Raw genomic sequence first — 24,164 nt, 5'->3', positions numbered from 1 at the left:
ACGCCGGCCGCCCGGACATCTCCAACGTATGACACCCCGTGTCACCCCGCAAGGCACTGAGTGCCAGAGATTGCGCTCACGCGAAATCTTTACGTAACAAATGAGCGATGATCGATCGAACGGGGGCTGAAAGGTGCCTGAAAAGCTCCCCGGACATGCCAAAACGGCCACCCCGAGGGGTGGCCGTCGTCACAGCGGTGCGAAGGGCTCAGCGGTCCCTGAGCGCCTCTTCGATGGTCCGCATGACCTGGTCGAGCGGGGCGTCGGTGCGGGCGACCGTCACCAGCACCTCGCCGTGCGTGGAGACCGTCGCGGCGGACCGCTGCGGCGCCGTGGTGCGCCCGGCTCCCATGCCCGACCCGAACGTCTTCTGCACGATCCCGAAGGCGTGGTCCAGCTGCGCCTCGACGTCCCCCTGTCCGCCGGCCCTGAGCCAGCGCCGCAGCACGTGGTTGTGGGCGGTGACCACGGCGGACGCGGCGACCTCGGCGAGCAGCGGGTCGTCGTTGGCGTCGTCGTCGTGCGCGTGCTCGTCGAAGTGACCGAGCAGGTACCGGGTGAACAGCCGCTCGTAGCGGGCCACCGACGCGATCTCCGCCTCGCGCAGGGTGGGCACCTCGCGCGTGAGCTTGTAGCGGGCGACCGAGATCTCCGGCCGGGCCGCGTACATCCGCATGACTTCCTTGATGCCGCGGCACACGGTGTCGAGCGGGTGCTCGTGCGCGGGGGCGGCGTTGAGGACCGCCTCCGCCCGGATCAACGTGTCGTCGTGGTCCGGGAAGATGGCCTCTTCCTTGGACCGGAAGTGCCGGAAGAAGGTGCGGCGCGCGACCCCGGCAGCGGCCGCGATCTCGTCGACGGTGGTCGCCTCGTACCCCTTGGTCGCGAACAGCTCCATCGCTGCGGCCGCCAGTTCCCGGCGCATCTTGAGCCGCTGGGCGGCGGCGCGACTGCCCGCGGCACTCTCCGGTGCGTCGGACGTGGCTGGTGTACGTGAGGACTTGGCGGGCTGGGACATGCCCCGAACGTACTGCATGTGCGCAGCTCGCTGCGCATGTCCCCGGCCTCCCCCGCCCGGTGCGGGCGGGGGAGCGGCGGGCCGGGCGGGTGGGGGCGAGCCGCGCGGACCGGGCGGCTCGAACCCGCCCGGGTCGAGCAGCCCGCCCCAGTCCGCGTCCCCCGCGAACCAGTCGCCGGGACGGTCAGCGGCGGGCATATTCGCGGAAGCCGCGGCCCGTCTTGCGGCCGAGGCAGCCCGCGGCCACCAGGTGCTCCAGGAGCGGGGCCGGGGCCAGGCCCGGGTCGCGGAACTCGCGGTGCAGGACCTTCTCGATGGCCAGGGAGACATCGAGCCCGACGACGTCCAGGAGCTCGAACGGGCCCATCGGGTAACCGCCGCCCAGCTTCATCGCCGCGTCGATGTCGTCGAGGGACGCGTAGTGTTCCTGCACCATCTTGATCGCGTTGTTGAGGTACGGGAAGAGCAGCGCGTTCACGATGAAGCCGGCCCGGTCCCCACAGTCGACCGCATGCTTCTTGATCTTGACGCAGACCTCGCGAACCGTCGAGTGGACGTCATCGGCCGTCAACACCGTACGGACGACCTCGACCAGCTTCATCGCCGGCGCCGGGTTGAAGAAGTGCATGCCGATCACGTCCTGCGGACGCGAGGTGGCGCGGGCGCAGGCGACGACGGGCAGCGACGAGGTCGTGGTGGCCAGGACCGCGCCCGGCTTGCAGACCTTGTCCAGCGTCGCGAACAGCTGCTGCTTGACCTCCAGGTCCTCGGCGACGGCCTCCACGGCCAGATCGACGTCGGCGAAGGCGTCGTACGAACCCGCCGGAGTGATCCGGTCCAGGGTCTGCGCGGCGGCCTCGGCGGTCATCCGCCCCTTGTCGACGGAGCGTGAAAGAGACTTGCCGATACGGGACTTGGCGGTCTGGGCCTTCTCCTCGCTGCGGGCGGCGAGCACGACCTCGTACCCCGCCTTGGCGAAGACCTCGGCGATGCCGGACGCCATGGTGCCCGAGCCCGCGACGCCGACGGAGCGGACCGGACGGCCGGGGACGTCGAGGCCGCCGGAGAGCGGTGTCAGGGCGTCCGGCACGACCGTCGCGCTGCCCGGCGCTTCGTACGTGTAGAAGCCGCGGCCCGACTTGCGGCCGGTCAGGCCCGCCGCGCTGAGCTGCTTGAGGATCGGCGCGGGGGCGTGCAGCCGGTCGCGGGACTCGGCGTACATGGCCTCCAGGACCGTCCGCGCGGTGTCGACGCCGATCAGGTCGAGCAGGGCGAGCGGGCCCATGGGCAGCCCGCAGCCGAGCCGCATCGCGGCGTCGATGTCCTCGCGGGAGGCGTACTTCGCCTCGTACATCGCGGCCGCCTGGTTGAGGTAGCCGAACAGCAGCCCGTCGGCGACGAATCCGGGCCGGTCGCCGACCGCGACGGGCTCCTTGCCCAGCTCGATGGCGAGGTCGGTGACGGCTGCGACCGCCTGCGGGGCGGTCAGCACGGACGAGACGACCTCGACCAGCCGCATGGCCGGCGCCGGGTTGAAGAAGTGCAGACCCAGCACGCGCTCGGGGTGGGCCGAGTCGGCGGCGAGCCGGGTGACGGACAGGGCGTTGGTGCCGGTCGCCAGGATCGTCCGGGGCCGCACGATCCCGTCGAGTTCGCGGAAGATCTGCTGCTTGATCTCGTACGACTCCGGAGCCACCTCGATGACCAGGTCGGCGTCGGCCGCGGTCCGCAGATCGGTGGAGGTGCGGACGCGGGCCAGCAGGTCGGCGCGCTCCTGCTCGGTGAGCCGGCCACGCTCCACGGCGTGGGACGTCGCGGCCTCCAGGGCGGCGACCGACCGGGCGGCGGCGGCCTCGCTGATGTCGATGCCGACGACCTCGCGGCCGGCCTTGGCGAGCACCTCGGCGATGCCGGTGCCCATCGTGCCGAGGCCGACGACGGCCACGGTCTTGAACGGGGACAGAGGGGTGTCGGACAGGGGAGCGGCCATCGCGGACTCCAGGAATGAGGTGACGACTGGAAGCGCGCCCGGGTGCGCCGGGGAGACCCGGAAGAGGGCCGAACCACGAGCGCACCGGGGTGCGAAGAGGAGTGCGGGTGTTGTTGCCGGGCTGCAGGCGCACACGCCCAGTGCCGTCAGGAAGGGCGTGCACACGCCCGGAAACGGCTGAACCGACCGGCCCTGTCCCGGGGCCGGGTCGTACTCGGGTACACGAGGTACCGAACCGACTGCTCTCGCGGCGGCTGCGTCACCAGGCCACCACGAGCAGATCCACGAGTGGGTAACTCGCTCGTCTGAGCTTAACCCGTGAGTAACGAGCGCGCCAGCCCCCGAGTTTGTGATGTAGCTCCCGGGCCCTGGGCCACCCCCCTAATCTCGGGTTCATGGACGAAGAGTTGCGATCACTCACGGAACGCTTACGGCAGGAGTCGGGGGAGACACCGCTCTACGGCCGCCTCGTGGCGACCGAGGACGTCGACGAACTGGCGGCCGTGCTCACCGAGCCCGGACAGCCGCTGTGGGCCAGGGAACTGGCCGCGTTCCGGCTCGGCCTCGCGGGCGACCGGCGTGCCTTCGAATCCCTCGTCCTGCTGCTGAACCACCGCGACCCGCAGCGCTGTGCCTCCGCCGCCCACGCCCTGGCCCGCCTCGGCGATCCGCGCACCGCCCGCGCGGCCGCCGCCCTCGCGACCAACGAGCTCCGTGTCGCCTACGCCCTGCATCCCGTGCGGCTCCTGGTGCGGCTGCGCGCCCCCGAAGCCGTACCGGCACTGATCACCACCCTGGGGCGGCGGCTGCGCCCGCACGACCCCTACCGGCGCGTGGCCCTCGCCTGTGTGGAGGGGCTCGGCACGCTCGGTGACACCCGGGCGAGGCCGGTCCTCAACGAGGCCCTGGCGCACCCGGTGCTCGCGGAGGCGGCGGTGCAGGCGCTGGCGCGGATCCCGAGACAGCGGTGAGGCGTCAGTGGGACAGCTTCTTCGCGTACCGCACCTCCGGCACGGCGACGCCCTCCACGTCGAAGGGCTCCTCCATGCCGTCGGCGCGGAAACCCGCCCGCTCGTAGAACCGCCGCGCGCGGGCGTTCCCCTTGAGGACCCACAGGAGGACGCTGCCGTGTCCGGCGGCCGCGCACCGCCTGAGCGACTCCCGGAGCAGGGCGTGTCCGACGCCGCCGCCGTACCTGTCCGGATCCACGTAGATCGCGTACAACTCGGCTTCCTCGGTGCGCACTTCGCCGTCGCGGTACGGGCCGTACGCCACCCAGCCGACGATCTCGCCGCCCTGCTCGGCGACCAGGTTCACCACACCCTGCTCCGCCCGCGCGGAGAAGTGGGCGCGCCGCCACTCGGCGTCCTTCGGCACGCTGAGGGCGTCGAGGAACGACTGCGGCATCAGCCCTTGGTAGGCGCTCTGCCAGCCCCGGACGCGGATCTCGGAGACGCGGTCGCAGTCGGCGAGTCTCATCTCCCGCACCCGTACCTCCGTCACGCGCCGATCACCGCGAACGCCTCGACCTCGATCAGGAACTCGGGCCGGACCAGCGAGGCGACCTGCACCGCGGACGAGGCCGGCAGGCGGTCGTCGGGTATGTGGGCCGCGCGGGCCTCGCGAATGGCGGGCAGGTGGGCCATGTCGGTGACGAAGTAGGTGAGCTTGACGACGTCGTCGAAGGTGGCGCCCGCGGCGGCCAGGCAGCGGCGCAGGTTCTCGAAGACCTGTCGGGCCTGGACCGCGGGGTCGCCCTCGCCGACGAGCTTGCCGTCCTCGTCCAGGGCGAGCTGGCCCGAGACGGCCACGAAGCGGCCCGTGCCCAGGACGACGTGGCTGTACTGGGCGGAGGGGGCGACTCCGTCGGGGGCGGGAATCCTCGTCAGCTCACTCATGCGTCCATGGTGGACCATGGGTCTGACAACGCCTCCGACGGCGTCGCCCCCGACGGGGCGTCAGGCCGTGCTCAGCCGCGGAAGCCGAGCAGACCGTGCAGGGTCGAGCCGCGCGAGGACGTCGACGCCGCCTTGGAGGCCAGCGGCTCGGGATCCGGCAGTGCCTGGCACACCGCGTCGGCCTCGCCGCCGCCGCGCGGCACCGTGCCATCGGTCAGGTACGCCGCCAGGTACTTGTCCAGGCAGGCGTTCCCGCTCAGCGAGATGCCGTGGTTCCCGCCGCCCTCCTCGACCACCAGACTGGAGCGGGCGAGCATGTGATGGACCGTCGCGCCGCCCTGGTACGGGGTCGCCGCGTCGTCCGTCGCCTGGAAGAGCAGCGCCGGCGGCAGCTTGCCGTTGGCCACGTTCACCGGCTGCAGCGAGTCCGTCGGCCAGAACGCGCACGGCGCGTTGTACCAGGCGTTGCTCCAGGTCATGAACGGCGCCTTCTCGTACACCGCCCAGTTGTCCTTCCGCCACTGGTTCCAGTCACGCGGCCAGGAGGCGTCACGGCACTGCACCGAGGTGTAGATGCTGTAGCCGTTGTCCCCGGACGCGTCGACGGCGGCGAAGTTCTCGTACGCCTCGACCAGCGGTTCGGCGTTCTTGTCGTTCACGTACGCCGCGAACGCCTCCGCGAGGTAGGGCCAGTAGCCGTTGTAGTAGCCGCCGGGCAGGAAGGTGTCCTCCAGCTCGGAGGCGCCCACGGTCCCGCCGGCCGGCTTCTTGGCGAGCGCGGCCCGCATCGCGTACCACGTGGCCTCGATCTTCTCCGGATCGGTGCCCAGCTTGTACGTGGCGTCGTACTTGGCGACCCAGGCCATGAAGGCGCGGTGGCGGTCGTTGAAGGCGTGGTCCTGGGCGAGGTTGTCGTCGTACCACACGCCGGTGGGGTCGACGATCGAGTCCAGGACCAGGCGCCGCACACGGTCCGGGTAGAGCTTGCCGTAGACCGCGCCGAGGTAGGTGCCGTACGAGTAACCGAAGTAGTTGATCTTCTTGGCGCCCAGTGCCTTGCGGATCGCGTCCATGTCCCGCACAGCGCTGACCGTGTTGATGTACGGCAGCACGCTCGCGTACTTCTTGCCGCAGGCGGCGGCGAAGGACTTGGCGCGGGAGAGGTTGGCCTTCTCGATCGCGGGGGTGCTCGGCACGGAGTCGGGGCGCACCGGGTCGAAGTAGCCCGGCTTGCAGTCGAGGGCGGGCTTGCTCGCGCCCACCCCGCGCGGGTCGAAGCCGATGACGTCGTACTGGGCCGCGACCGCCTTGGGCAGCGAGGAGGCGACGAAGCCGGCGAGCGTCAGACCGCTGCCGCCGGGGCCACCCGGGTTGACCAGCAGCGGGCCCTGGTACTTCTTCGCGGTGTGCGGGACGCGGGACAGCGCGAGAGTGATCCGCTGCCCGTAAGGGTTCGCGTGATCGAGTGGGACCTTGAGGGACGCGCACTGGAGCGTCGGATAGTCGGCGGTGCCGCATTTCTTCCAGGTGAGTTTCGCGGCCTGTGCGGTTTCCGCGGTCTGTGGAGTGCTGGCGCCGGCGGGGACGGCCGTGAAGGTCCCGGCCACGACGACGGCGGCACCGCACAGCGCGGCTGCGCGTTTTCTCATGGAGTCCTCCCAGGACGGAGGGTTTCGGACCGCGAGGGTCACGGTCCTCGCCGCATCGTCCCGGAAAGCACTCCCGGAAGAGCGCGTTCTGTCAATACTTGACCCAATCGGGTCGAGAGTTGCGCTCGGATGCTCTCAGATAAGCGAGAGTTGGGTCGGTTCGGTCAGATCAGGTCGGTCGGGCTCCGGCTCGCGGATCCGCCGCGGCATCCCCGCGCGCGTGGGGCCGATGCCGTACTCCTGGGCCAGGTCGTGGACCTGACGGGTGATCCGGCGCTGGTACCACTTCGGGGCGTAGGAGCCGTCCGCGTACAGCCGCTCGTAACGGCCGACCAGATGCGGGTGGTGATGGCCGAGCCAGGCCATGAACCACTCCCGGGCACCGGGCCGCAGATGCAGCACCAGTGGGGTGACCGAGGTGGCTCCGGAGGCCGCGATCGACCGTACGGTGTCCCGGAGTTGGGCCGGGTGGTCGCTCAGGAACGGGATGACCGGCGCCATCAGGACACCGCATCCGATGCCGTGCTCGGCCAGGGTCCGTACGACCTCCAGGCGCCGCTCCGGCGCCGGTGTGCCCGGCTCCACGGTGCGCCACAGCTCGGCGTCGGTGAAGCCGACCGAGACCGAGATGCCAACGTCCGTCACCTCGGCGGCCTGCGTCAGCAGGTCGAGGTCGCGCAGGATCAGCGTGCCCTTGGTCAGGATCGAGAAGGGGTTCGCGTGGTCGCGCAGGGCGGCGATGATGCCCGGCATCAGCCGGTAGCGGCCCTCGGCGCGCTGGTAGCAGTCGACGTTGGTGCCCATCGCGATGTGCTCGCCCTGCCAGCGGCGCGAGCCGAGCTGGTGCCGCAACAGCTCCGGCGCGTTCACCTTGACCACGATCTGGGAGTCGAAGTCGATGCCCGTGTCGAGGTCCAGGTAGCTGTGCGTCTTGCGGGCGAAGCAGTACACGCACGCGTGCGTGCAGCCCCGATAGGGGTTGACGGTCCACTCGAACGGCATGCGGGAGGCGCCCGGCACCCGGTTGATGATCGAGCGGGCCCGGACCTCGTGGAAGGTGATCCCGCGGAACTCGGGCGTGTCGAAGGTACGGGTGGTCACCGCGTCCGCGCCGAACAGCGCGGCGTCGGTCCGGCTGTGTTCGCCGGACTCGGTGAGGTTCTCCCAGCGCATGAGGCCTCCTCGGTAGCACTGCCCCCAGAATAGAACACATGTTCCCTTGATCGTGCGACCGGCATGTTCGATCCCCCGACGATCGCCGCCCGATCGCTTGCGGCCCCCCGATTTGGGCGCCCGGGACCCGGGGTGGTTGGCTTGCCCCAACCCCGAGAACGCAAGGTGCTGGAGGAAGTCAATGGCGCAGGTCGAGGCCACTACGGAGCGGATCGTCGCGGCGGACGCGGAGAAGGTGTTCGACGCCCTCGCCGACTACACCGGCACGCGCGCGAAGCTGCTGCCCGAGCACTTCAGCGAGTACGAGGTGCGCGAGGGCGGCGACGGCGAGGGCACCCTCGTCCACTGGAAGCTCCAGGCCACCAGCAAGCGCGTGCGCGACTGCCTCCTGGAGGTCACCGAGCCCACCGACGGCGAGCTCGTCGAGAAGGACCGCAACTCCTCGATGGTCACCACCTGGCGGGTCACCCCGGCCGGCGAGGGCAAGTCCCGGGTCGTCGTCACCACCACCTGGCAGGGCGCCGGCGGCATCGGCGGCTTCTTCGAGAAGACCTTCGCGCCCAAGGGCCTCGGCCGGATCTACGACGCCGTGCTCGACAAGCTCGCCGCCGAGGTCGCGAAGTAGCCCCAACGAACCACTCGCGACGGGCCGTTGGTCGCCTCACCGGTTCGAGTGGATCTCCGGATGCCCCGGCGATACGCCGTAACTCGTCGCGCTTGCCTGCAGTTGTCGCTTTACGCGGGAATTGTGCGGCAGCGCGACGAGGGGAGCGGTACGTGGGCGGGACCACTCTGGTGAAGGACGAACCGGCCGCGGCACCCCCGCCGGAAGAACCGCCCAGGGGGACGGCCGCCGAGACCGGACTGAGCCCGCGTCAGGTCCGGTTGGTCTTCCTCGGGCTGCTGCTCGCGCTGCTGCTGGCGGCGCTGGAGCAGATGATCGTCGCCACCGCGCTGCCCAAGATCGTCGGCGAACTGCACGGCCTGGACAAGATGTCCTGGGCGATCACCGCCTACCTGCTCACCGCCACCATCGGACTGCCGATCTACGGCAAGCTCGGCGACCTCTACGGCCGCAAGGGCGTCTTCCAGTTCGCCATCGTCGTCTTCGTCGTGGGATCCGCACTCGCCGGCCGGGCGCAGACCATGGACCAGCTGATCGCCTTCCGCGCGGTCCAGGGCGTCGGCGCGGGCGGCCTCATGATCGGCGTGCAGGCGATCATCGCGGACATCGTGCCGGCCCGGGAGCGCGGCCGCCACATGGGCCTCATCGGCGCCGCCTTCGGTCTCGCCTCCGTCGCCGGGCCCCTGCTGGGCGGCTACTTCACGGACCACCTCTCCTGGCGCTGGTGCTTCTACTTCAACGTCCCCTTCGGCCTGGTCACCCTCGCCGTCGTCGCCCTCGTGCCGAAGCTGCCGAAACCGACCGCCAGGCCCCGGCTCGACATCCTCGGCGCGCTGCTCCTCGCCACCGCCTCCACCTGCCTGGTGCTGCTGACCAGTTGGGGCGGCACCGAGCACGCCTGGGACTCGCGGGTCGTCCTCGGACTCGGCGCCGGCGCGGTGGCCGCCAGTGTCCTCTTCCTCGTCGCCGAGCACTTCGCCGCCGAACCCCTCATCCCGCTCCGGCTGTTCAGGGACTCCGTCTTCAACGTCACCGGCCTGGTGGGCCTCGTGACCGGCGTCGCCCTGTTCGGCGCCGCCAGCTATCTGCCGACGTTCCTGCAGATGGTCGACGGGGCCTCCGCCACCGAGTCGGGCCTCCTGATGCTGCCGATGATGGGCGGCATCGTCGGCGCCTCGATCATCTCCGGGCAGCTCATCAGCCACACCGGGCACTACAAGATCCACGCCGTCATCGGCGGGCTGCTGTCCGTCATCGGCATGTGGCTCCTGTCCCGCCTCGAAGCCGACACGCCCCGGCTGCACTACAGCATCTGGATGGCCGTCCTCGGCGCCGGCATCGGCATGGTGATGCCGGTCCTGATCCTCGCCGTGCAGAACTCCGTGCGCCCCGCCGACCTCGGCGCCGCCACCAGCGCCAACAACTACTTCCGGCAGATCGGCGGCAGCGTCGGCGCCGCGGTCTTCGGCACCCTCTTCGCCGACCGGCTCACCGACTCGCTCGAAGAACGCCTTCCCGCGCGCGCGGGTGCCAGGCTCCCCGACCCCGAGGCCATCACCCCGCAGCTCGTCCACGCCCTGCCCCCGGCACTGCGCGACGGCTACATCCGGGCGTACGCCGACGCCATGCCGCGGATCTTCCTCTACCTGGTGCCGGTCCTCGTCCTCGGCCTGCTCATCGCCTTCTTCCTCAAGGAGAAACCACTGGTGTCCTACGACGCCCCCGCCGCGGAGCCGGAGACCGCGTCCGTCGAGGCCCCGGTCCCACAGGCGCGTTCGCCGTACGCCTCGCAGAACCCGGTGTGCGGCACGGTGCGGCACCCCGACGGGACGGTCGTGCCCCGTGCGGCGCTCACCCTGATCGACGTCACGGGACAGCAGATCGGGCGGGGCACCAGCGGCGAGGACGGGCGGTACGCGCTGCCGACGCCGGGCTCGGGGGCGTACGTCCTGATCGCCGCGGCGGGCGGCCACCAGCCGCAGGCCGTCTCCGTGACCGTCGGGGAGCATCCCGTCGAGCTGGACATCGTCCTCGGCGGCACCGGACGCCTCGCCGGGAGCGTGGTCACCGCGGACGGAACCACCGTCCGGAACGCGATCGTCACCCTCACCGACGCGCACGGCGAGGTCGTCGCCACCACCCGCAGCGGACGCGAGGGCGGCTATGTCGTCACCGAGCTGGTGGCCGGCGAGTACACCCTCGCCGTCGGGGCGCCCGGCTTCCACCCGGCCGCGGTCCCCGTCACCGTCCGGGCGTCCCGGGAGACCCGCCAGGACGTCGAACTCGCCGGCACAGCCGCGTTGCGCGGCACCGTGCGGGCCGGCGGCGGACGGCCCGTCGAGGACGCGCGCGTGACGCTGCTGGACGCGGCCGGCAACGTCGTGGACACCCTCACCACCGGTCCGGACGGGACGTTCGGGTTCGTCGACCTGTCCAATGGCGAGTACACCGTCATCGCCGCGGGTTATCCGCCGGTCGCCACCGTGCTCCAGGTGGCCGGCGCAGGACGCACCGAACGCGATCTGCAGCTGGCACACGAGAACTGAAAACCTGTCAGTAACTTGGCCTCCTCGGGTCGTTCGCCCAGCTCAGCAGGGGCGCGCGGGGGCGCGCGCCGGTGTGATCCCACGGCATCAATTCCTGGATTGCCGCACATCGTGACCGCCCGGCGCCGTACCGTGGTGAAGGCGGCACAGATCTCGCGGAGCCGTGGGGAGAGAGGGCCTGGGCCATGGACCGTGGCACCGAGAGGGACGCACCTCCCAGCCCCGGAGCTGGGAACGGCGCGGCGGAGCACGCCGCGTCCGGCCGCATCCCGCTGGCGGTGGTCCTGGTGGACCGCGACGGCCTGGTCTCGCACTGGAGCACGGGTGCGTGCCGCCTCTTCGGCGCCGCCAAGGAAGAGGCGATCGGCCGGTCCGCGGTCGACCTGCTGCCCGTCTCCGGAGCGCTGCCGGAGGACGACGAGATCGCGCCCTACTGGGCGCACGCGGCCTACGACGGACTCGGCCCCGACCTCGAGACCTCCCTCGACGGCAGGCTGTCCTACCCCGCCGCGGGCCGCGCCCGCCTCACCGTCGCGGAACACGACCGGGCCGACGTGCTGTGGTGGGCCTACCCGCTGGTCGGCCCCGGACACGAGCGTCTGCTGGTCCTCGCCGCCGACGCGGGCGGACTCCGGCAGGACGACCCCGACGAGGACGTGACGTTCGAGCGGATCACGCCCGGCTTCGCCCTGCACACCGACTTCCCGGGCGCCGACGACCTGGCCCGCAGGCTCCCCGAGATCCTGCCCAGCATGAGCGTCGACGAGGGCGCGCGCATCGTCGGGCAGGTCCTCGAACTGGGCTACCCCGTCCTGGAGTTCAGCCAGAACGACCGGGTGCCCGTCACCCCCGACTGGGGCGTGCCCCGGCGCACCGAGCGCAAGGCCCGCCGCGAGCGCGCGGCCCGCGCCCTGGCCGAGGGACGGCCCGTCCCGCAGGACGTCGCCGAGGAGAGCGAGGACCTCGAGTACGCCGCCGTACGCGAGCGTCTGGAGTTCCTGAACGAGGTCAGCGGCCGTATCGGCACCTCGCTCGACCTGGCCAGGACCATCATCGAGGTCAGCAAGGCCGTCGTACCCCGCTTCACCGATGTCGCCGGCACCTATCTGCGCGAACAGGTCGTCGCCGGCGAGGAGTTCTCCGAGGGCGTTCCGGACACGACGACCATGTGGCACCGGGTCGCCCTGGAGCACACCGACGAACCCGGCCGCTGGGACGACGTCGTGCCGGTCGGCGAGGCCATGCCGTTCCCCGCGCACACGCCGTTCTTCCAGTGCATGACCAGCGGCGAACCCGTCCTCGTGCCGCGCATCAGCGAGCAGATGGGCCACGCCATCGCCTCGCAGTTCGAGAAGCGGGACATCCGGCCGCTCATCACGGGCCGCTCCATGCTGATCGTGCCCCTCAAGGCACGCAACGTGGTCCTCGGCTTCATGATCCTGCTGCGGCACCCCGAGCGCGTCGAGTTCAACGACATGGACCGGGTCACCGGCGCCGAACTCGCCGCCCGCGCGGGCCTGGTGCTCGACAACGCGCGCATGTACACCTACCAGGAGAGCGTCGCCGAGACCCTCCAGGACAGCATGCTGCCGCACATCCCGCCGCGCATGGCGGGCTGCGACATCGCCACCCGCTATCTGCCCGGCACGCTCCTCGGCCGCGTCGGCGGCGACTGGTTCGACTCCGTCAAACTGCCCGGCGCCCGCACCGCCCTGGTCGTCGGCGACGTCATGGGCCACGGCCTCAACTCGGCCGCCATGATGGGCCAGTTGCGAACGGCCGTCCAGACCATGGCCGCCCTCGACCTGCCGCCCGCCCAGCTGCTGCGCAACCTCGACGACCTCGCCCAGCGCCTCGGCGACACCTACCTCGCGACCTGTCTGTACGCCGTCTACGACCCGATCGCGAGCGAACTGCACCTCGCCAACGCCGGTCACATCCCGCCCGTCGTGGTCCGCGCCCGGGACGGCGGCAGCGAACTGCTCGACCTGCCCACCGGTGCTCCCATCGGCGTCGGAGGGGTCCCCTTCGAGGCGGTACGCGTGCGCGTGGAGCCCGGCGACCGGCTCGTGATGTGCACCGACGGCCTGGTGGAGGTGCGCGGCGAGGACATCGGCGTAGGACTGGCGACGCTCTGCGAGTCCGCCGCCCATCCGGCCGCCTCCATGGACGACGCCTGCGACACGATCATCCGGGCCCTCAACACGCGGGGCGGCCGCAAGGACGACGTGGCCCTGCTGATGGCCCGCCTGAACGGCATCGAACCCGACGACGTCGCCGAATGGCGGCTCCCCCTGGACCCGGCCGAGGTCGGCCGGGCCCGCGCGGTGGTCCGCGAGCAACTCCACGACTGGGGGCTGGCGAAGCTCTCGTACACCGCCGAGCTGCTGGTCAGTGAGCTCGTCACCAACGCCGTACGGCACTCCCACCACCGCCCCGTCGACCTGCGCCTGGTGCGCGGCGAGACGCTGCTGTGCGAGGTGGACGACGACGACCACGAGCTGCCGACCCTGCTGAGCGCGGGCCCGGGCGACGAGGCCGGGCGCGGCCTGCGCGTGGTGAGCACCCTCGCGCGTGAGTGGGGGACCAGCCGGACGAAGGCCGGCAAGACCGTGTGGTTCGAGCTGACGCTGCCGCGGCGCTGACCCCCGCCCCCTGGGGCACAGGGGGCGCACGACGGCGCACCCGGGTGGAAAGACCCGTGAAGGAATGCGCCACGCGCTTGTGGGCGTGACCTGGGCGCGATACACCGTACTCGCCCGTCACTCGGGTCGGGCGGCGTCGCACCCTGGGGAGTTGGTCATGAGCGTGACGAGTCGGTACCGAGAGGCCTGGGAGGGCTTCTGGCGTGAGGCTCCCGGCGAACAGGGGGCCGTGTTCTGGGACGCGGAACCGATCCTGACGGCCGGCGCCCACCTCGCCCTCTTCGAACCCCACATGATCGACCACGGACTGCCGTTGGTCGACCTCGGCTGCGGCAACGGCACCCAGACCCGGTTCCTCGCCGACCGCTTCCCGCACGTCCTCGGCGCCGACCTGTCCGCCGCCGCCCTCGACCACGCCCGGGACGCCGACCGGGCCGGACAGGCGACGTACCGGCTGCTGGACGCCGCCGGGAAGGGCGAGGCGGAGACCCTGCACGCGGAACTCGGCGACGCCAACGTCTACATGCGGGGCGTCCTCCACCAGGCCGACCCGGACGACCGGCAACCCCTGGTGGACGGGCTCGCCGCACTCCTCGGGGAACGCGGCCGGGCCTTCCTCGTCGAGCTCTCCGAGGCCGCCAAGCCCGTCCTCATGGGCCTGGCGCAGAGCCCCGAAGGGCCGCCGCCCAAGCTGGCGCCCGTCTTCCGGCACGGCATCGCGCCCGGCGACGTCGCCGACGACGCGATCCCCGGCTATCTGAACGTGGCCGGGCTGAGTGTCCTGGCGAGCGGGGACCTGCCGCTCGTCACCACGGAGTACCGGCCCGACGGCACCCGGATCGAACTCCCGTCGAAGTGGCTGGTGGCGGCCCGGGCGGCGTGACGCCGGTGGCGGTCGGGGTCACGGGGAACTCCACGCGTCGCAAAAACGTTGCCAACTCACGGCATTGTCAACGTAGTTGTTGTCGTAGTTGTCAACGAAAACCATGCCATGGAGGGCCCCACCATGACCCCGACCCACCCCCGCCCGACCCGGCGCGCCGTCCTCGGCGGCACCGCCCTGGCCGCCCTGGCCGTGACGGTCGGCGCCAGTCCGGCGAGCGCGACCCCGAAGGCGACCTGGCCGACGGAGTTCCCCCTTCCGAACGGCTGGCTTCCCGAGGGCATCGCCATCGGCAGCAAGCCGTACGCCTACCTGGGTTCGCGTGCCAACGGCGCGATCTACCGCACCGACCTGCGCACCGGAGAGGGCAAGGTCCTCTTCGCGGGCGGCACCGGCCTGATCTCCGTCGGCCTGAAGATCGACCACGACGGACTGCTGTACATCGCCGGGAACACGGGCGTCGCCCGGGTCCACGACTCCCGCACCGGCGAACTCCTCGCCACCCACCAACTCACCGAGGCCACCGGCCACTTCATCAACGACGTCACCCTGCTCGGTGACCGCGCCTGGTTCACCGACTCCCGCGACGCGGCGCTGTACGGCGTCCCGCGCGGCGGCAGGTCCGGCGACGTACGGGCCCTGCCGCTCACCGGCGACTGGACGCAACTGCCGGGCGTCAACAACGCCAACGGCATCGTCGGCACGCCCGACGGCCGCGGTCTGATCGTGGTCAAGAGCACGCCGGGCGAGCTGTACAACGTGAACGTCAAGACCGGCGTCGCCACGAAGATCACACTGGTCGGGCAGGCGGACGTGGTCAACGGCGACGGTCTGTGGCGCATCGGCCGCACGCTGTACGTCGTTCAGAACCGCCTGAACCTGATCAGCGTCTGGGACCTCGACGCCAAGGCCACCACCGCCACCCTGCGCAAGACGATCACCGACCCGCGCTTCGACGTGCCCACCACGGCCGCCCGCTTCGGTGACCGCCTCTACCTGGTCAACGCGCGCTTCACGACGACGCCGACGCCCGAGACGACGTACAACGCCGTCGCGGTCTCCTTCTGACCCTGCGCGGACAGCGATGCGCCCTCCGGTGCCACCGGCACCGGAGGGCGCATCGCCCTGAGGATGCCGTCAGTTGGCCGTGCGGCCGCGGCGGTACGCCACCCAGCCCGCGCCCAGCAGCGCCGCCGCGAGCGCGGCGACCCACAGCACGGTGACGCCGGTGGAGGCGAGGCTGCCGCCAGTGGTCGACGTGCCCGTCGTGCCCGTGCCGCCGGTCGTGGAGCCGGAGGTGCCGCCGCCGGTGGTGCCCGTGCTGCCGCCCGTCGTACCGGAGGAGCCGCCCGTGCCGCCCGTGTCACCGGTGCCCGGGTCGGTGTCCACCGGGTCCTGGCCGACGAAGGCGACCGGGACCTTCACGTCCTGGGAGCGGTCGCCGGAGAGGGTGTGGTCGGCGCGGGTGGCGAGCACGCAGGTGGCCTTGAAGCAGTCGGTGAACTCGTCCTTGGCGTCCACGGTCAGCTCGACCTCGAAGGAGCCGCCCGCCTCGTACGGGGTCGCCAACTCCTCGCCGTAGTCGGGCGGGTTGGAGGAGATCCACGCCGAGGAGTGGGACGCGCCGGACATGTCGACGCCGCCGATGCACGGCGTGGGCAGCTCGCCGTCGCCGTTGTCGACGCACAGGGCGACGTAGATGCCCTTGTCCTCGTCGTAGCCGGAGCCGGTGATCTTCAGGGTCTGGTCCTCGGTGGCGAGGTTGTTGACCGGGGTGACGGTGAGCTTCTGGCCCTCGGGGCCGGTGACGGTCTTGCTGCCGGACGGCTCGTCGTCCTCGCCGCCGTCGTTGCCCCCGTCGCCACCGGCCTCGGTGACCGTGAGGGTGACGGGTGAAGTACGCGTCGTGCCCACGGAGTTGGTGAACTCGGCGCGGTACTCGTAGCCGTCCTGCGCCGTCTTCGCGGTGAAGGAGTACGCGTTCTTCGTCGCGCCCTCGACGGTGTTCCAGGTCTGGCCGCCGTCGGGGCTGACCTGCCAGCGCACGGTGGGCTCCGGGGTGCCCTCGGCGGCGGCGACGAACGTCACCTCGTCACCCGGGGCCACCGACTGGTCGGTGGGGGACTGGGTGACCTCGGGGGAGACGCGGCGGTCGAGCTTGACGACCTTGCTCTCCGCCTGGTGGGTGAGGTAGACGGACGTGGCGCCCGGGGCGACGGCGATGCCCGCCAAGGTGCCGGCCCGGCTGCCCGGAAGGGAGACCGGTTCGGCGGCCTGCTCGAAGGTGGCGCCGTCGAAGACCTGCAGGGCGCCGACGTTGTCCGAGCCGTTGTCGGCGTTGCCGTAGTCCTCGCGCAGGACGAAGGCCTCGCCGGTGGTCCGGTCGAAGCCGGCCGCCGTGGGCCGGTCGTTGCCGTTGCCCTTCAGCGTGGTCAGCAGCTTGGCGTCCTTGTCGAAGACGAGCACGTCGTCCCCGCTGCCCACCCAGACGTTGCCGGTCGCCGGGTCCGGCTCGACGAAGAACACGGACGCCGCCGGGAGTTCGGCCGTGGCCGTGACCGCGAAGGAGCCGGTGTCCACGCGGCGGAGCTGCCCGCCCGTGACGCCGGCGGACCAGGCGGCCTTGTGCGCGGCGTCGACGCCGAGCAGGGCCCCGCCGTCGAGGGTGAGGGTGCGCTCGACCGCGCCGGTGGTGATCTCCAGCTCGGAGAGGGCGGGGCCCTGCGCGACCAGGACGGTCGAGGCGTCGGTGCCCTGGCCCATGCCGGTGATCGTGGCGCCGGTCAGCCACACACCCTTCGCGGCCGGGTCGCCGTCCTTGGCGGTGCCGATTCCCCGCAGCGGGTAGTGGAACACGACCCCGTCTCCGGAGATCGGTGCGACGACCTGGCGGACCACCCGGGCGGCCAGGGTGCCGGTGGAGCCGGGGGCCTGGGCGATGTGGCCGAGGACCTTGCCGTCCTTCGCGTCGAGGACGTACAGACCCTGCTCGGCCACGTCCGCGGTGTCGACGATGTTGTCCGAACCGACGTACAGCTTCCCCGAGTCGGGGTGCAGCAGCAGGTCCAGAGGCCGGCCCGCGGCGGTGAACTCGGCCGACCTCGCATAGCTGACCGTGCCGGCCGGTACGTCCACTCCGTCCCCGCCGCCGTTCCCGTCGCCGGGGTCCTGGCCCTGGAAGGTGAGGGGGATACGGACGTCCTGGGAGCGGTCGCCGGTGCCGTTGTGGTCGACGCGGGTGACGACCGAGCAGGCGACCTGGAGGCAGTCGAGACCGCCGTCCTTGGCCTTGACCTCGAGCTCGACGTCGAAGGTGCCGCCCTCGCCCCACGGGATGGCGACCGTGCCGGCGCCCTCGTCCGGGGCGCCCACGGGAATGATCCACTTCGAGGAGCCGCTGTCGCCCTCCTGGTCGGCACCGCCGAGGCAGGGGGTGGGGATGCGGTTGTCGCCGTTGTCCTTGCACACCGCGACGTAGATGCCCTTGGTGTCGTCGTAGGCCTCGCCGGTGACGCGGAGGGTCTCGCCGGCCGGGTCCAGGCCGGCGGAGGCGGAGACGGTGAGCTTCTGGCCGTCCTTGCCGAGCGCCGTCCTCGGCGTGTCGGCGGCCTGGGCGGCGGAACCGACGGTGACGGCCGTCGCCGCGGCCGCCACCAGGGCGGCGGCGCCGAGGAGCGCCGCCGGGCGTCTGAGCCGGGGGCGCGCCGCCCGGGCCGTCGTGTCGTCTTTCATGAAGGGTTCCTCACTGGTCGGGTGCGCCCGGCACTCCGGTCGCGCGAGAGCCGGGCCCCGGGTGCGAGGGGCCCGGTCCGACGGGCGCCTACTGGAAGGTGATCGGGACGTGCACGTCGTACTTGCGGTCGTTGGTGTCGAAGTGGTCGGCGCGCGTGACGATCGCGCAGGTGACGTCGTCGCCGCAGACGCTGCCGTCGTCGAGGGTGGCCTTGACGTAGATCTGCACGGTGAAGGTGCCGCCGGTACCGAACTTGGAGCTGTTGGCGAACATGCCGCCGAAGGTGTTGTTGACCCAGTGCGAGGCGCCGGTGGAGCCGTCCTCGTCCTGGCCGCCCAGGCACGGGGTGGGCTTGTTGACGCCCGGCGCGCCGTCGATCACGCACAGGCCGACGTAGATGCCCTGGCCGGTGTTGAAGCCGGAGCCGGTGACGGTGATGACCTGGCCCGCCGTGGCGGCCGTGTTCGGGGCGGTCACCGACAGGTTGTAGGTGGTGCTGCCGTCGACGATCGTGCGCGTCGAGGTGGCGGCGGAGGCGGAGGTCGCCAGGCCCAGGGTGAGGGCGGCGGAGGCGGTGACGGCGAGGGCGGCACGGGCCGAGGTACGGGCGGAAGGAACGGCTCTCATGGTGAGCACTTCACCTCTCTGGGTGCTGCGGAACCCCGCGGGGGGTTAGGTAAGGCAAACCTAAATACGATTTCCCGAAGCTTGTCAACAGAAGGCAAAGAGTTCTCAAGTGCCTTGGCGACCAACGGAGTTGGGCATGCAGAGGAGCGGACCGTGCGGCCCGCTCCTCGATGCGAATTCGCTCCCGCCAACACGCCGGATCAGTCCGAGGCCGGCCGGACCTCGAACTCCGTGAGCGCCCTGCGCTCCCCGGAGACGGTGTAGAGCTCGACGGTGTGCGCGCCCGCGGTGGCCGTCGCGTACACCGGGAAGACCAGAACGACACGGCCCTGCGCGTCGGCGACCGCCTGGTACCGGGTGTCCTCGTCGATCGCGACGAGCACCACCTCGCCGGGCTCGAAGCCCGCGCCGGTGGCTTCCTGTTCGCCGCCCGCCTCCAGACCGGCGTGGGCCACCGCGGCGGAGGGCTCCGCCTCCTGCTGCGGCGCCGTCCGCTGTTTCTCCGGCGTCGTGACGCTCGGGGACGGCTGCGGCGTCTCGTCCGGCCGCGCAGGGACCTCGGGCACGTCGTCGGCGGCGCCCGTTCCCACGGTCACATCGAGACGACCGAGACCGTCCCCCTCCGCGAACTGCCGCCCGCTCCACTCCGACAGCAGCCGGGCGCCCTCGTCCGTCAGGGCCGCCCGCAGCCCGGTCCAGGTCACGCCGCCCGCACGTACGGCGGGTGCGGTGTCGCCGGGTGTCACTCCCGCCAGGGCCAGTTCACGGGCCTCGCCCCCGACGGCCGTACGCGCGTACAGCGCGCCCGCGCCCTCCCGCAGCTCCAGCCGCAGGCCGCCGAACGTCAGGGACCGCGCGGCGCCGGCCAGTCGGGCCGTACCGGCCAACTCGACCTCCGCCTCGCCCGTCTCGGGGTTCGCGCCGCCGCCGGTGGCCGGGAACCAGGCACGGTCCGCGGATCCTCGTACGGCGGGCTCGGCGACGTCGAACGAGACGCCCCGGTCGGCGAGTTCGGCGTCGGCCGTGCTCCAGCTCGCGTACCCTCCGGACACCTCACGGGGGAACGCCGCGCCGTCCTGCGCGGTCGCCATGCCCGGGCTCAGCAGTGCGAGCAGGACGCCGCCGGCCAGAGCGGCGGCGCCGGGTCTTTTCACCATCTTCCATCTCCCTCTTGATATGAGGTTGGGTCGCTGTCGGCGAGCGCGTTCTCGTGCCCGCCTCAGTCGGCGCTCGGGCCGCCCGCGTGCCCCGTCCGGCGCCGACGCGCCCAGAACCAGGTGCCGGTACCGGCCGCGACCAGACCGGCCGCGGTGAGCCCGATCGTCAGGGCGGCGGAGCCGGTGCCGGCCAGCGGTCCGCTCGACGTCGGGTCTTCGGAGTCGCCCGAACCGCCCGTCGTGCCGCCCGTGGTGCTCGCGCCGGTCGAGGCGCTGGGCGTCGCAGAGGCGGTGCTGTCGCCCGGCGCGCCCGCGCCGCTGCCGGCGAACGTCACCGGGATGCGGGCCGTCTGGCTCTGGTCGCCGCCGCGCGTGTGGTCGTTGCGGGTGATCACCGCGCAGCTCACGCCGGACTTGGTGCAGTCGGTGTTCGCGTCCTTCGCGCGCACCTTGAGCTGGACGCTGAACGTGCCCTTGTGTCCACTGCCTCCGTACGGCTTCGCCAGACCCTCGCCGTACGACGGCGGGTTGGAGGAGACCCACACCGACGCCCCCGACTCGCCGGACATGTCGACACCGCCGACACACGGCGTGGGCGTCTTGCCGGCGCCGTTGTCCACGCAGAAGGCGACGTAGACGCCCTTCTCGGTGTTGTAGCCGGTGCCGGAGACCGTCACCGTCTCGCCTGCCGGGTCGAGGCCCAAGGCCTTGGAGACGGTGAGTTTCTGTCCCTCGGGCCCTGTCGCCGACGTCCCCGCGGCCACCGCGGGCGAAGCCGTCGCGAGCGTCAGAGTGATCGCCGCGAGCGCGGCGGATGCTGCAACTCGCCTGCCCCGCAGGCCACTTGCCCCATTCACGTCAACACCCCCACCAGAAGTTATTAAGGTAAACCTAACCTAAGCTACTCCTCCGTTGCAGGGGGCCCAGGAGACTCGAAAGGCCGAGCGATGCGAATGTCCGGTAGATCCCAACAATCCCCGCGGCGCCGGGCTTTCGCCCTCGTCGTCCTGGCGCTCGCGCTGCTGACGGCCGCCTGCGGCGGTGGCACCGGTTCGTCGGGAACCTCGGGTGCGGACGCGTCACCGGCGTCCGCGAGCGAGCGGGCCGCGGCGGCCGAGAAACAGCTCGCGAAGAACACCCTCCTGCCCCTCCAGGGCAAGGCGCCCGCACCGCAGTTGCCGGTGACCGTCGACTCCTCCGACGGGCGGAAGGTGACCGTGAACGACGCCTCGCGCATCCTGCCGCTCAACGGCGGTGTGGCGGAGATCGTGTTCACGCTGGGGCTCGGCGACCGGGTCGTCGGCCGGGACATCACCGCCACCTTCGCGGAGGCGAAGAAACTCCCGCAGGTCACCCAGGCGCACGACGTGAGCGCGGAGAGCGTGCTGTCCCTGCGGCCCACCGTGGTGCTCGCCGACACCGACACCGGGCCGCGGGAGGCCATCGACCAGATCCGCGACGCCGGCGTCCCCGTCGTCGTCCTCGACCCGGCGACCGAACTGGCCGACGTCGCAACGCGTACCACCCGTATCGCCGAGGCCCTGGGCGTCCCGGAGGCGGGCAAGGCCCTCAACGCCCGCATCGCCGAGGAACTCGCGGCGGCGAAGGCGGCCGTGCCGCAGGGCAGCAGGCCCAAGGTGGCCTTCCTCTACATGCGGGGCAGCGCGGCCGTCTACCTCATGGGCGGGAAGGGGTCCGGTGCGGATTCGCTGATCGACGCGGCGGGTGCCGTGGACGCGGGTGTCGAGGCGGGCCTGGACAAACCGTTCACACCGCTCACCAGTGAGGCCCTGGTCTCCGCCCAGCCCGACGTGATCCTGATGATGGACAAGGGGCTCGCCTCGGTCGGCGGCGTCGACGGCCTGGTCGACATTCCGGGGATCCGCGAGACACCGGCCGGGGCGGACCGGCGGATCGTGACAGCGGAGGACGGTGTTCTGCTGAGCTTCGGACCGCGCACGCCGCTGGTCATCGACATCCTCGTGGACCGGATCCACCAGGGCTGAGGACGGGGCCGCTCTCCCGCCCGGGCGGAAGCTTCCTGGCCGGTCGTCCCATCCCCGCGTAACGTGACGGGGCATGAAGATCCTGATCAGCGCCGACATGGAGGGCGCCACCGGGGTGACCTGGCCGGCCGACGTACTGCCGGGGACACCGCAGTGGGAGCGGTGCCGCTCGATGTTCACCTCGGACGTCAACGCCGCCGTCCTGGGCTTCTTCGACGGCGGCGCGGACGAGGTGCTCGTCAACGAGGCCCACTGGACGATGCGCAACCTCCTCCTCGAACGGCTCGACGAGCGGGCCGAGATGCTCACCGGGCGGCACAAGTCGCTGTCCATGGTGGAGGGCGTGCAGCACGGGGACGTGGACGGCATCGCCTTCGTCGGCTACCACGCGGGCGCCGGCATGGAGGGCGTCCTCGCCCACACCTACCTCGCCAACTCCATCACCGGCGTGTGGCTGAACGACGTACGGGCGAGCGAGGGGCTCCTCAACGCGCACGTCGTCGCCGAGCACGGAGTGCCCGTCGTCCTCGTCACCGGCGACGACGTGGCCTGCGAGGACGCCCTCGGCTACGCCCCCGAGGCGCTGAAGGTCGCCGTCAAGGACCACGTGTCGCGGTACGCGGCCGTGTGCCGCACGCCGGCCAGGACCGCCGCCGACATCCGCGCCGCGGCGAAGGAGGCGGCCGGGCTGGCGAGGCGACAGGATCCGGTCGGCGGCGGACCGTATACAGTCGCCCTCGAATTCGACGCCGAACACCTCGCGATGGCCGCCACCGTCGTGCCGGGCGTGACGCGTGTCGGAGAACGGAAGGTGGCGTACACCAGCGGCACCATGTACGACGGGATCCGCACCTTCAAGGCGGTCACCACGATCGTCTCGGCCGCGGTGGAGGAGCAGTATGGCTGACCAGCCCGACCAGCAGGCCCTGGACGAGGTCGTCGAGTTCACCTCCGACCTCATCCGCATCGACACCACCAACCGGGGCGGCGGCGACTGCCAGGAGCGGCCCGCCGCCGAGTACGCCGCCGCCCGGCTGGCCGAGGCGGGCCTGCAGCCCACCCTGCTGGAGCGCACCAAGGGCCGCACCAACGTGGTCGCCCGCATCGAGGGCACCGACCCGTCGGCCGACGCGCTGCTCCTGCACGGTCATCTGGACGTCGTACCCGCCGAGGCGCGGGACTGGAGCGTGCACCCGTTCTCAGGGGAGATCCGCGACGGGGTGGTCTGGGGGCGCGGCGCGGTCGACATGAAGAACATGGACGCGATGATCCTCGCCGTGGTGCGGGACTGGGCGCGCAGCGGAGTACGGCCCCGGCGGGACATCGTGATCGCGTTCACCGCCGACGAGGAGGCCAGCGCGGAGGACGGCTCGGGGTTCCTCGCCGAAGAGCACCCCGGCCTGTTCGAGGGCTGCACGGAGGGCGTCAGCGAGTCGGGGGCGTTCACCTTCCACGACGGGAGCGGGCGGGAGCTCTACCCGATCGCCGCCGGCGAGCGCGGCACGGCCTGGCTGAAGCTCACCGCGCGCGGACGGGCCGGGCACGGCTCCAAGGTGAACCGGGACAACGCCGTCACACGTCTGGCCGCCGCGATCACCCGGATCGGCGAGCACGACTGGCCGCTGCGCCTGACCCCGATCGTGCGCGCCGCCCTCACCGAACTCGCCGCGCTGTACGGCATCGAGACAGACCTCGCCGACGTGGACGCCCTCCTGGACAAGCTCGGCCCGGCGGCCGCGCTGGTCGAGGCGACCGTCCGCAACAGCGCCAACCCGACCATGCTGGACGCCGGTTACAAGATCAACGTGATTCCGGGGGAGGCCGTGGCGTATGTCGACGGACGGTATCTCCCCGGCGCCGAGGGCGAGTTCCGCACGACCCTTGACCGGCTCACCGGACCTGACGTGGAGTGGGAGTTCCACCACCGGGAAGTGGCCCTGCAGGCGCCGGTGGACTCGGCGACGTACGCGAGGATGCGGGCCGCCGTCGAGGAGTTCGCGCCGGAGGGACACGTGGTGCCGTACTGCATGTCCGGCGGCACGGACGCCAAGCAGTTCTCCCGCCTCGGCATCACCGGCTACGGCTTCGCGCCGCTGAAGCTCCCGGAGGGCTTCGACTACCAGGCCCTCTTCCACGGGGTCGACGAACGCGTGCCCGTCGAGGCGCTCCACTTCGGCGTCCGGGTGCTCGACCGCTTCCTGCGCACGGCCTAGC

General features: G+C 71.7%; 19 protein-coding genes. 9 read left to right on the top strand and 10 right to left on the bottom strand.

The features are described from left to right. Positions 1 to 208: 208 nt before the first annotated feature. A complete protein-coding gene (locus OG252_RS11570; RefSeq protein ID WP_266449960.1) occupies positions 209 to 1,018 on the bottom strand; it encodes a TetR family transcriptional regulator in 810 nt (269 codons plus the stop codon). 184 nt (positions 1,019 to 1,202) lie between these two features. Next, positions 1,203 to 3,008: a 3-hydroxyacyl-CoA dehydrogenase family protein gene (locus tag OG252_RS11565; protein WP_266449961.1), complete on the bottom strand. Its 1,806-nt coding sequence runs from the start codon at positions 3,006 to 3,008 to the stop codon at positions 1,203 to 1,205. A 395-nt stretch (positions 3,009 to 3,403) separates the two neighbouring features. Between OG252_RS11565 and OG252_RS11560 the strand changes: the two genes are divergently transcribed. Continuing rightward, on the top strand, positions 3,404 to 3,979 hold the full coding sequence (locus OG252_RS11560; RefSeq protein WP_266449964.1) for an adenylosuccinate lyase: 576 nt from the start codon (positions 3,404 to 3,406) through the stop codon (positions 3,977 to 3,979). Positions 3,980 to 3,983: 4 nt separating this feature from the next. Here the strand turns inward: OG252_RS11560 and OG252_RS11555 are convergent, their stop codons facing one another. The 4 genes from OG252_RS11555 to OG252_RS11540 form a co-directional block, all read right to left on the bottom strand. Beyond that, positions 3,984 to 4,487, bottom strand: coding sequence for a GNAT family N-acetyltransferase (locus OG252_RS11555; RefSeq protein WP_266453023.1), 504 nt, complete (start codon positions 4,485 to 4,487; stop codon positions 3,984 to 3,986). Positions 4,488 to 4,507: 20 nt separating this feature from the next. Further along, positions 4,508 to 4,906: a RidA family protein gene (locus tag OG252_RS11550; RefSeq protein ID WP_266449966.1), complete on the bottom strand. Its 399-nt coding sequence runs from the start codon at positions 4,904 to 4,906 to the stop codon at positions 4,508 to 4,510. Positions 4,907 to 4,977: 71 nt separating this feature from the next. After that, positions 4,978 to 6,555 carry an alpha/beta hydrolase gene (locus tag OG252_RS11545; RefSeq protein ID WP_329335717.1) on the bottom strand — a complete coding sequence of 526 codons (1,578 nt, stop codon included), beginning with the start codon at positions 6,553 to 6,555 and terminating at the stop codon, positions 4,978 to 4,980. 135 nt (positions 6,556 to 6,690) lie between these two features. Next, on the bottom strand, positions 6,691 to 7,728 hold the full coding sequence (locus tag OG252_RS11540) for an Rv2578c family radical SAM protein (RefSeq protein WP_266449969.1): 1,038 nt from the start codon (positions 7,726 to 7,728) through the stop codon (positions 6,691 to 6,693). A 181-nt stretch (positions 7,729 to 7,909) separates the two neighbouring features. Between OG252_RS11540 and OG252_RS11535 the strand changes: the two genes are divergently transcribed. The 5 genes from OG252_RS11535 (at position 7,910) to OG252_RS11515 (ending at position 15,495) form a co-directional block, all read left to right on the top strand. Further along, positions 7,910 to 8,353 carry an SRPBCC family protein gene (locus tag OG252_RS11535; RefSeq protein ID WP_329335714.1) on the top strand — a complete coding sequence of 148 codons (444 nt, stop codon included), beginning with the start codon at positions 7,910 to 7,912 and terminating at the stop codon, positions 8,351 to 8,353. A 152-nt stretch (positions 8,354 to 8,505) separates the two neighbouring features. Further along, the gene (locus OG252_RS11530) at positions 8,506 to 10,899 is read left to right on the top strand and encodes an MFS transporter (RefSeq protein WP_329335713.1); all 2,394 of its coding nucleotides are present in this window, start codon (positions 8,506 to 8,508) and stop codon (positions 10,897 to 10,899) included. Positions 10,900 to 11,084: 185 nt separating this feature from the next. Then, entirely contained in the window at positions 11,085 to 13,544 is a 2,460-nt protein-coding gene (locus tag OG252_RS11525) for a SpoIIE family protein phosphatase (protein ID WP_329335711.1), read from the top strand. Between the two features lie 157 nt (positions 13,545 to 13,701). Further along, on the top strand, positions 13,702 to 14,427 hold the full coding sequence (locus tag OG252_RS11520) for a class I SAM-dependent methyltransferase (protein WP_329335709.1): 726 nt from the start codon (positions 13,702 to 13,704) through the stop codon (positions 14,425 to 14,427). 123 nt (positions 14,428 to 14,550) lie between these two features. Next, complete coding sequence (locus tag OG252_RS11515; RefSeq protein ID WP_329335707.1) at positions 14,551 to 15,495, top strand: superoxide dismutase; 945 nt, start codon at positions 14,551 to 14,553, stop codon at positions 15,493 to 15,495. A gap of 69 nt (positions 15,496 to 15,564) precedes the next feature. On the opposite strand, the gene OG252_RS11510 is transcribed toward OG252_RS11515, so the two are convergent. The 4 genes from OG252_RS11510 to OG252_RS11495 all read right to left on the bottom strand — a co-directional run bounded on the left by OG252_RS11510 (position 15,565) and on the right by OG252_RS11495 (position 20,801). Further along, positions 15,565 to 18,159 carry an immunoglobulin domain-containing protein gene (locus OG252_RS11510; protein WP_329335705.1) on the bottom strand — a complete coding sequence of 865 codons (2,595 nt, stop codon included), beginning with the start codon at positions 18,157 to 18,159 and terminating at the stop codon, positions 15,565 to 15,567. Positions 18,160 to 18,247: 88 nt separating this feature from the next. After that, positions 18,248 to 18,787, bottom strand: a complete 540-nt coding sequence (locus OG252_RS11505; protein WP_329335704.1) for a hypothetical protein — start codon at positions 18,785 to 18,787, stop codon at positions 18,248 to 18,250. A gap of 200 nt (positions 18,788 to 18,987) precedes the next feature. Then, entirely contained in the window at positions 18,988 to 19,944 is a 957-nt protein-coding gene (locus tag OG252_RS11500; protein ID WP_329335702.1) for an HtaA domain-containing protein, read from the bottom strand. Between the two features lie 62 nt (positions 19,945 to 20,006). Further along, the gene (locus OG252_RS11495; protein ID WP_266449984.1) at positions 20,007 to 20,801 is read right to left on the bottom strand and encodes a hypothetical protein; all 795 of its coding nucleotides are present in this window, start codon (positions 20,799 to 20,801) and stop codon (positions 20,007 to 20,009) included. Between the two features lie 90 nt (positions 20,802 to 20,891). On the opposite strand from OG252_RS11495, the gene OG252_RS11490 reads away from it, so the two are divergent. The 3 genes from OG252_RS11490 (at position 20,892) to OG252_RS11480 (ending at position 24,163) form a co-directional block, all read left to right on the top strand. Next, positions 20,892 to 21,950 (top strand): heme/hemin ABC transporter substrate-binding protein, encoded by a 1,059-nt coding sequence (locus OG252_RS11490; protein ID WP_266449986.1) that lies wholly within the window; start codon positions 20,892 to 20,894, stop codon positions 21,948 to 21,950. 73 nt (positions 21,951 to 22,023) lie between these two features. After that, complete coding sequence (locus OG252_RS11485; RefSeq protein WP_329335698.1) at positions 22,024 to 22,857, top strand: M55 family metallopeptidase; 834 nt, start codon at positions 22,024 to 22,026, stop codon at positions 22,855 to 22,857. Further along, positions 22,850 to 24,163 (top strand): M20/M25/M40 family metallo-hydrolase, encoded by a 1,314-nt coding sequence (locus OG252_RS11480; protein WP_329335696.1) that lies wholly within the window; start codon positions 22,850 to 22,852, stop codon positions 24,161 to 24,163. The genes OG252_RS11485 and OG252_RS11480 overlap by 8 nt, the downstream gene beginning before the upstream one ends. Position 24,164 lies beyond the last annotated feature (1 nt).

The organism is Streptomyces sp. NBC_01352, assembly GCF_036237295.1.
GTDB classification, from domain to species: domain Bacteria; phylum Actinomycetota; class Actinomycetes; order Streptomycetales; family Streptomycetaceae; genus Streptomyces; species Streptomyces plumbiresistens.
The sequence above is the reverse complement of the archived record's forward strand: the minus strand, read 5'-3'. Positions and strand labels throughout refer to the sequence as shown.

What these genes read in the sequence shown, in the direction of transcription:
- OG252_RS11570 (WP_266449960.1), bottom strand. Translation starts at nt 1,018, where the DNA reads ATGTCCCAGCCCGCCAAGTCCTCACGTACACCAGCCACGTCCGACGCA.
- OG252_RS11565 (WP_266449961.1), bottom strand. Translation starts at nt 3,008, where the DNA reads ATGGCCGCTCCCCTGTCCGACACCCCTCTGTCCCCGTTCAAGACCGTG.
- OG252_RS11560 (WP_266449964.1), top strand. Translation starts at nt 3,404, where the DNA reads ATGGACGAAGAGTTGCGATCACTCACGGAACGCTTACGGCAGGAGTCG.
- OG252_RS11555 (WP_266453023.1), bottom strand. Translation starts at nt 4,487, where the DNA reads ATGAGACTCGCCGACTGCGACCGCGTCTCCGAGATCCGCGTCCGGGGC.
- OG252_RS11550 (WP_266449966.1), bottom strand. Translation starts at nt 4,906, where the DNA reads ATGAGTGAGCTGACGAGGATTCCCGCCCCCGACGGAGTCGCCCCCTCC.
- OG252_RS11545 (WP_329335717.1), bottom strand. Translation starts at nt 6,555, where the DNA reads ATGAGAAAACGCGCAGCCGCGCTGTGCGGTGCCGCCGTCGTCGTGGCC.
- OG252_RS11540 (WP_266449969.1), bottom strand. Translation starts at nt 7,728, where the DNA reads ATGCGCTGGGAGAACCTCACCGAGTCCGGCGAACACAGCCGGACCGAC.
- OG252_RS11535 (WP_329335714.1), top strand. Translation starts at nt 7,910, where the DNA reads ATGGCGCAGGTCGAGGCCACTACGGAGCGGATCGTCGCGGCGGACGCG.
- OG252_RS11525 (WP_329335711.1), top strand. Translation starts at nt 11,085, where the DNA reads ATGGACCGTGGCACCGAGAGGGACGCACCTCCCAGCCCCGGAGCTGGG.
- OG252_RS11520 (WP_329335709.1), top strand. Translation starts at nt 13,702, where the DNA reads ATGAGCGTGACGAGTCGGTACCGAGAGGCCTGGGAGGGCTTCTGGCGT.
- OG252_RS11515 (WP_329335707.1), top strand. Translation starts at nt 14,551, where the DNA reads ATGACCCCGACCCACCCCCGCCCGACCCGGCGCGCCGTCCTCGGCGGC.
- OG252_RS11510 (WP_329335705.1), bottom strand. Translation starts at nt 18,159, where the DNA reads ATGAAAGACGACACGACGGCCCGGGCGGCGCGCCCCCGGCTCAGACGC.
- OG252_RS11505 (WP_329335704.1), bottom strand. Translation starts at nt 18,787, where the DNA reads ATGAGAGCCGTTCCTTCCGCCCGTACCTCGGCCCGTGCCGCCCTCGCC.
- OG252_RS11500 (WP_329335702.1), bottom strand. Translation starts at nt 19,944, where the DNA reads ATGGTGAAAAGACCCGGCGCCGCCGCTCTGGCCGGCGGCGTCCTGCTC.
- OG252_RS11490 (WP_266449986.1), top strand. Translation starts at nt 20,892, where the DNA reads ATGCGAATGTCCGGTAGATCCCAACAATCCCCGCGGCGCCGGGCTTTC.
- OG252_RS11485 (WP_329335698.1), top strand. Translation starts at nt 22,024, where the DNA reads ATGAAGATCCTGATCAGCGCCGACATGGAGGGCGCCACCGGGGTGACC.
- OG252_RS11480 (WP_329335696.1), top strand. Translation starts at nt 22,850, where the DNA reads ATGGCTGACCAGCCCGACCAGCAGGCCCTGGACGAGGTCGTCGAGTTC.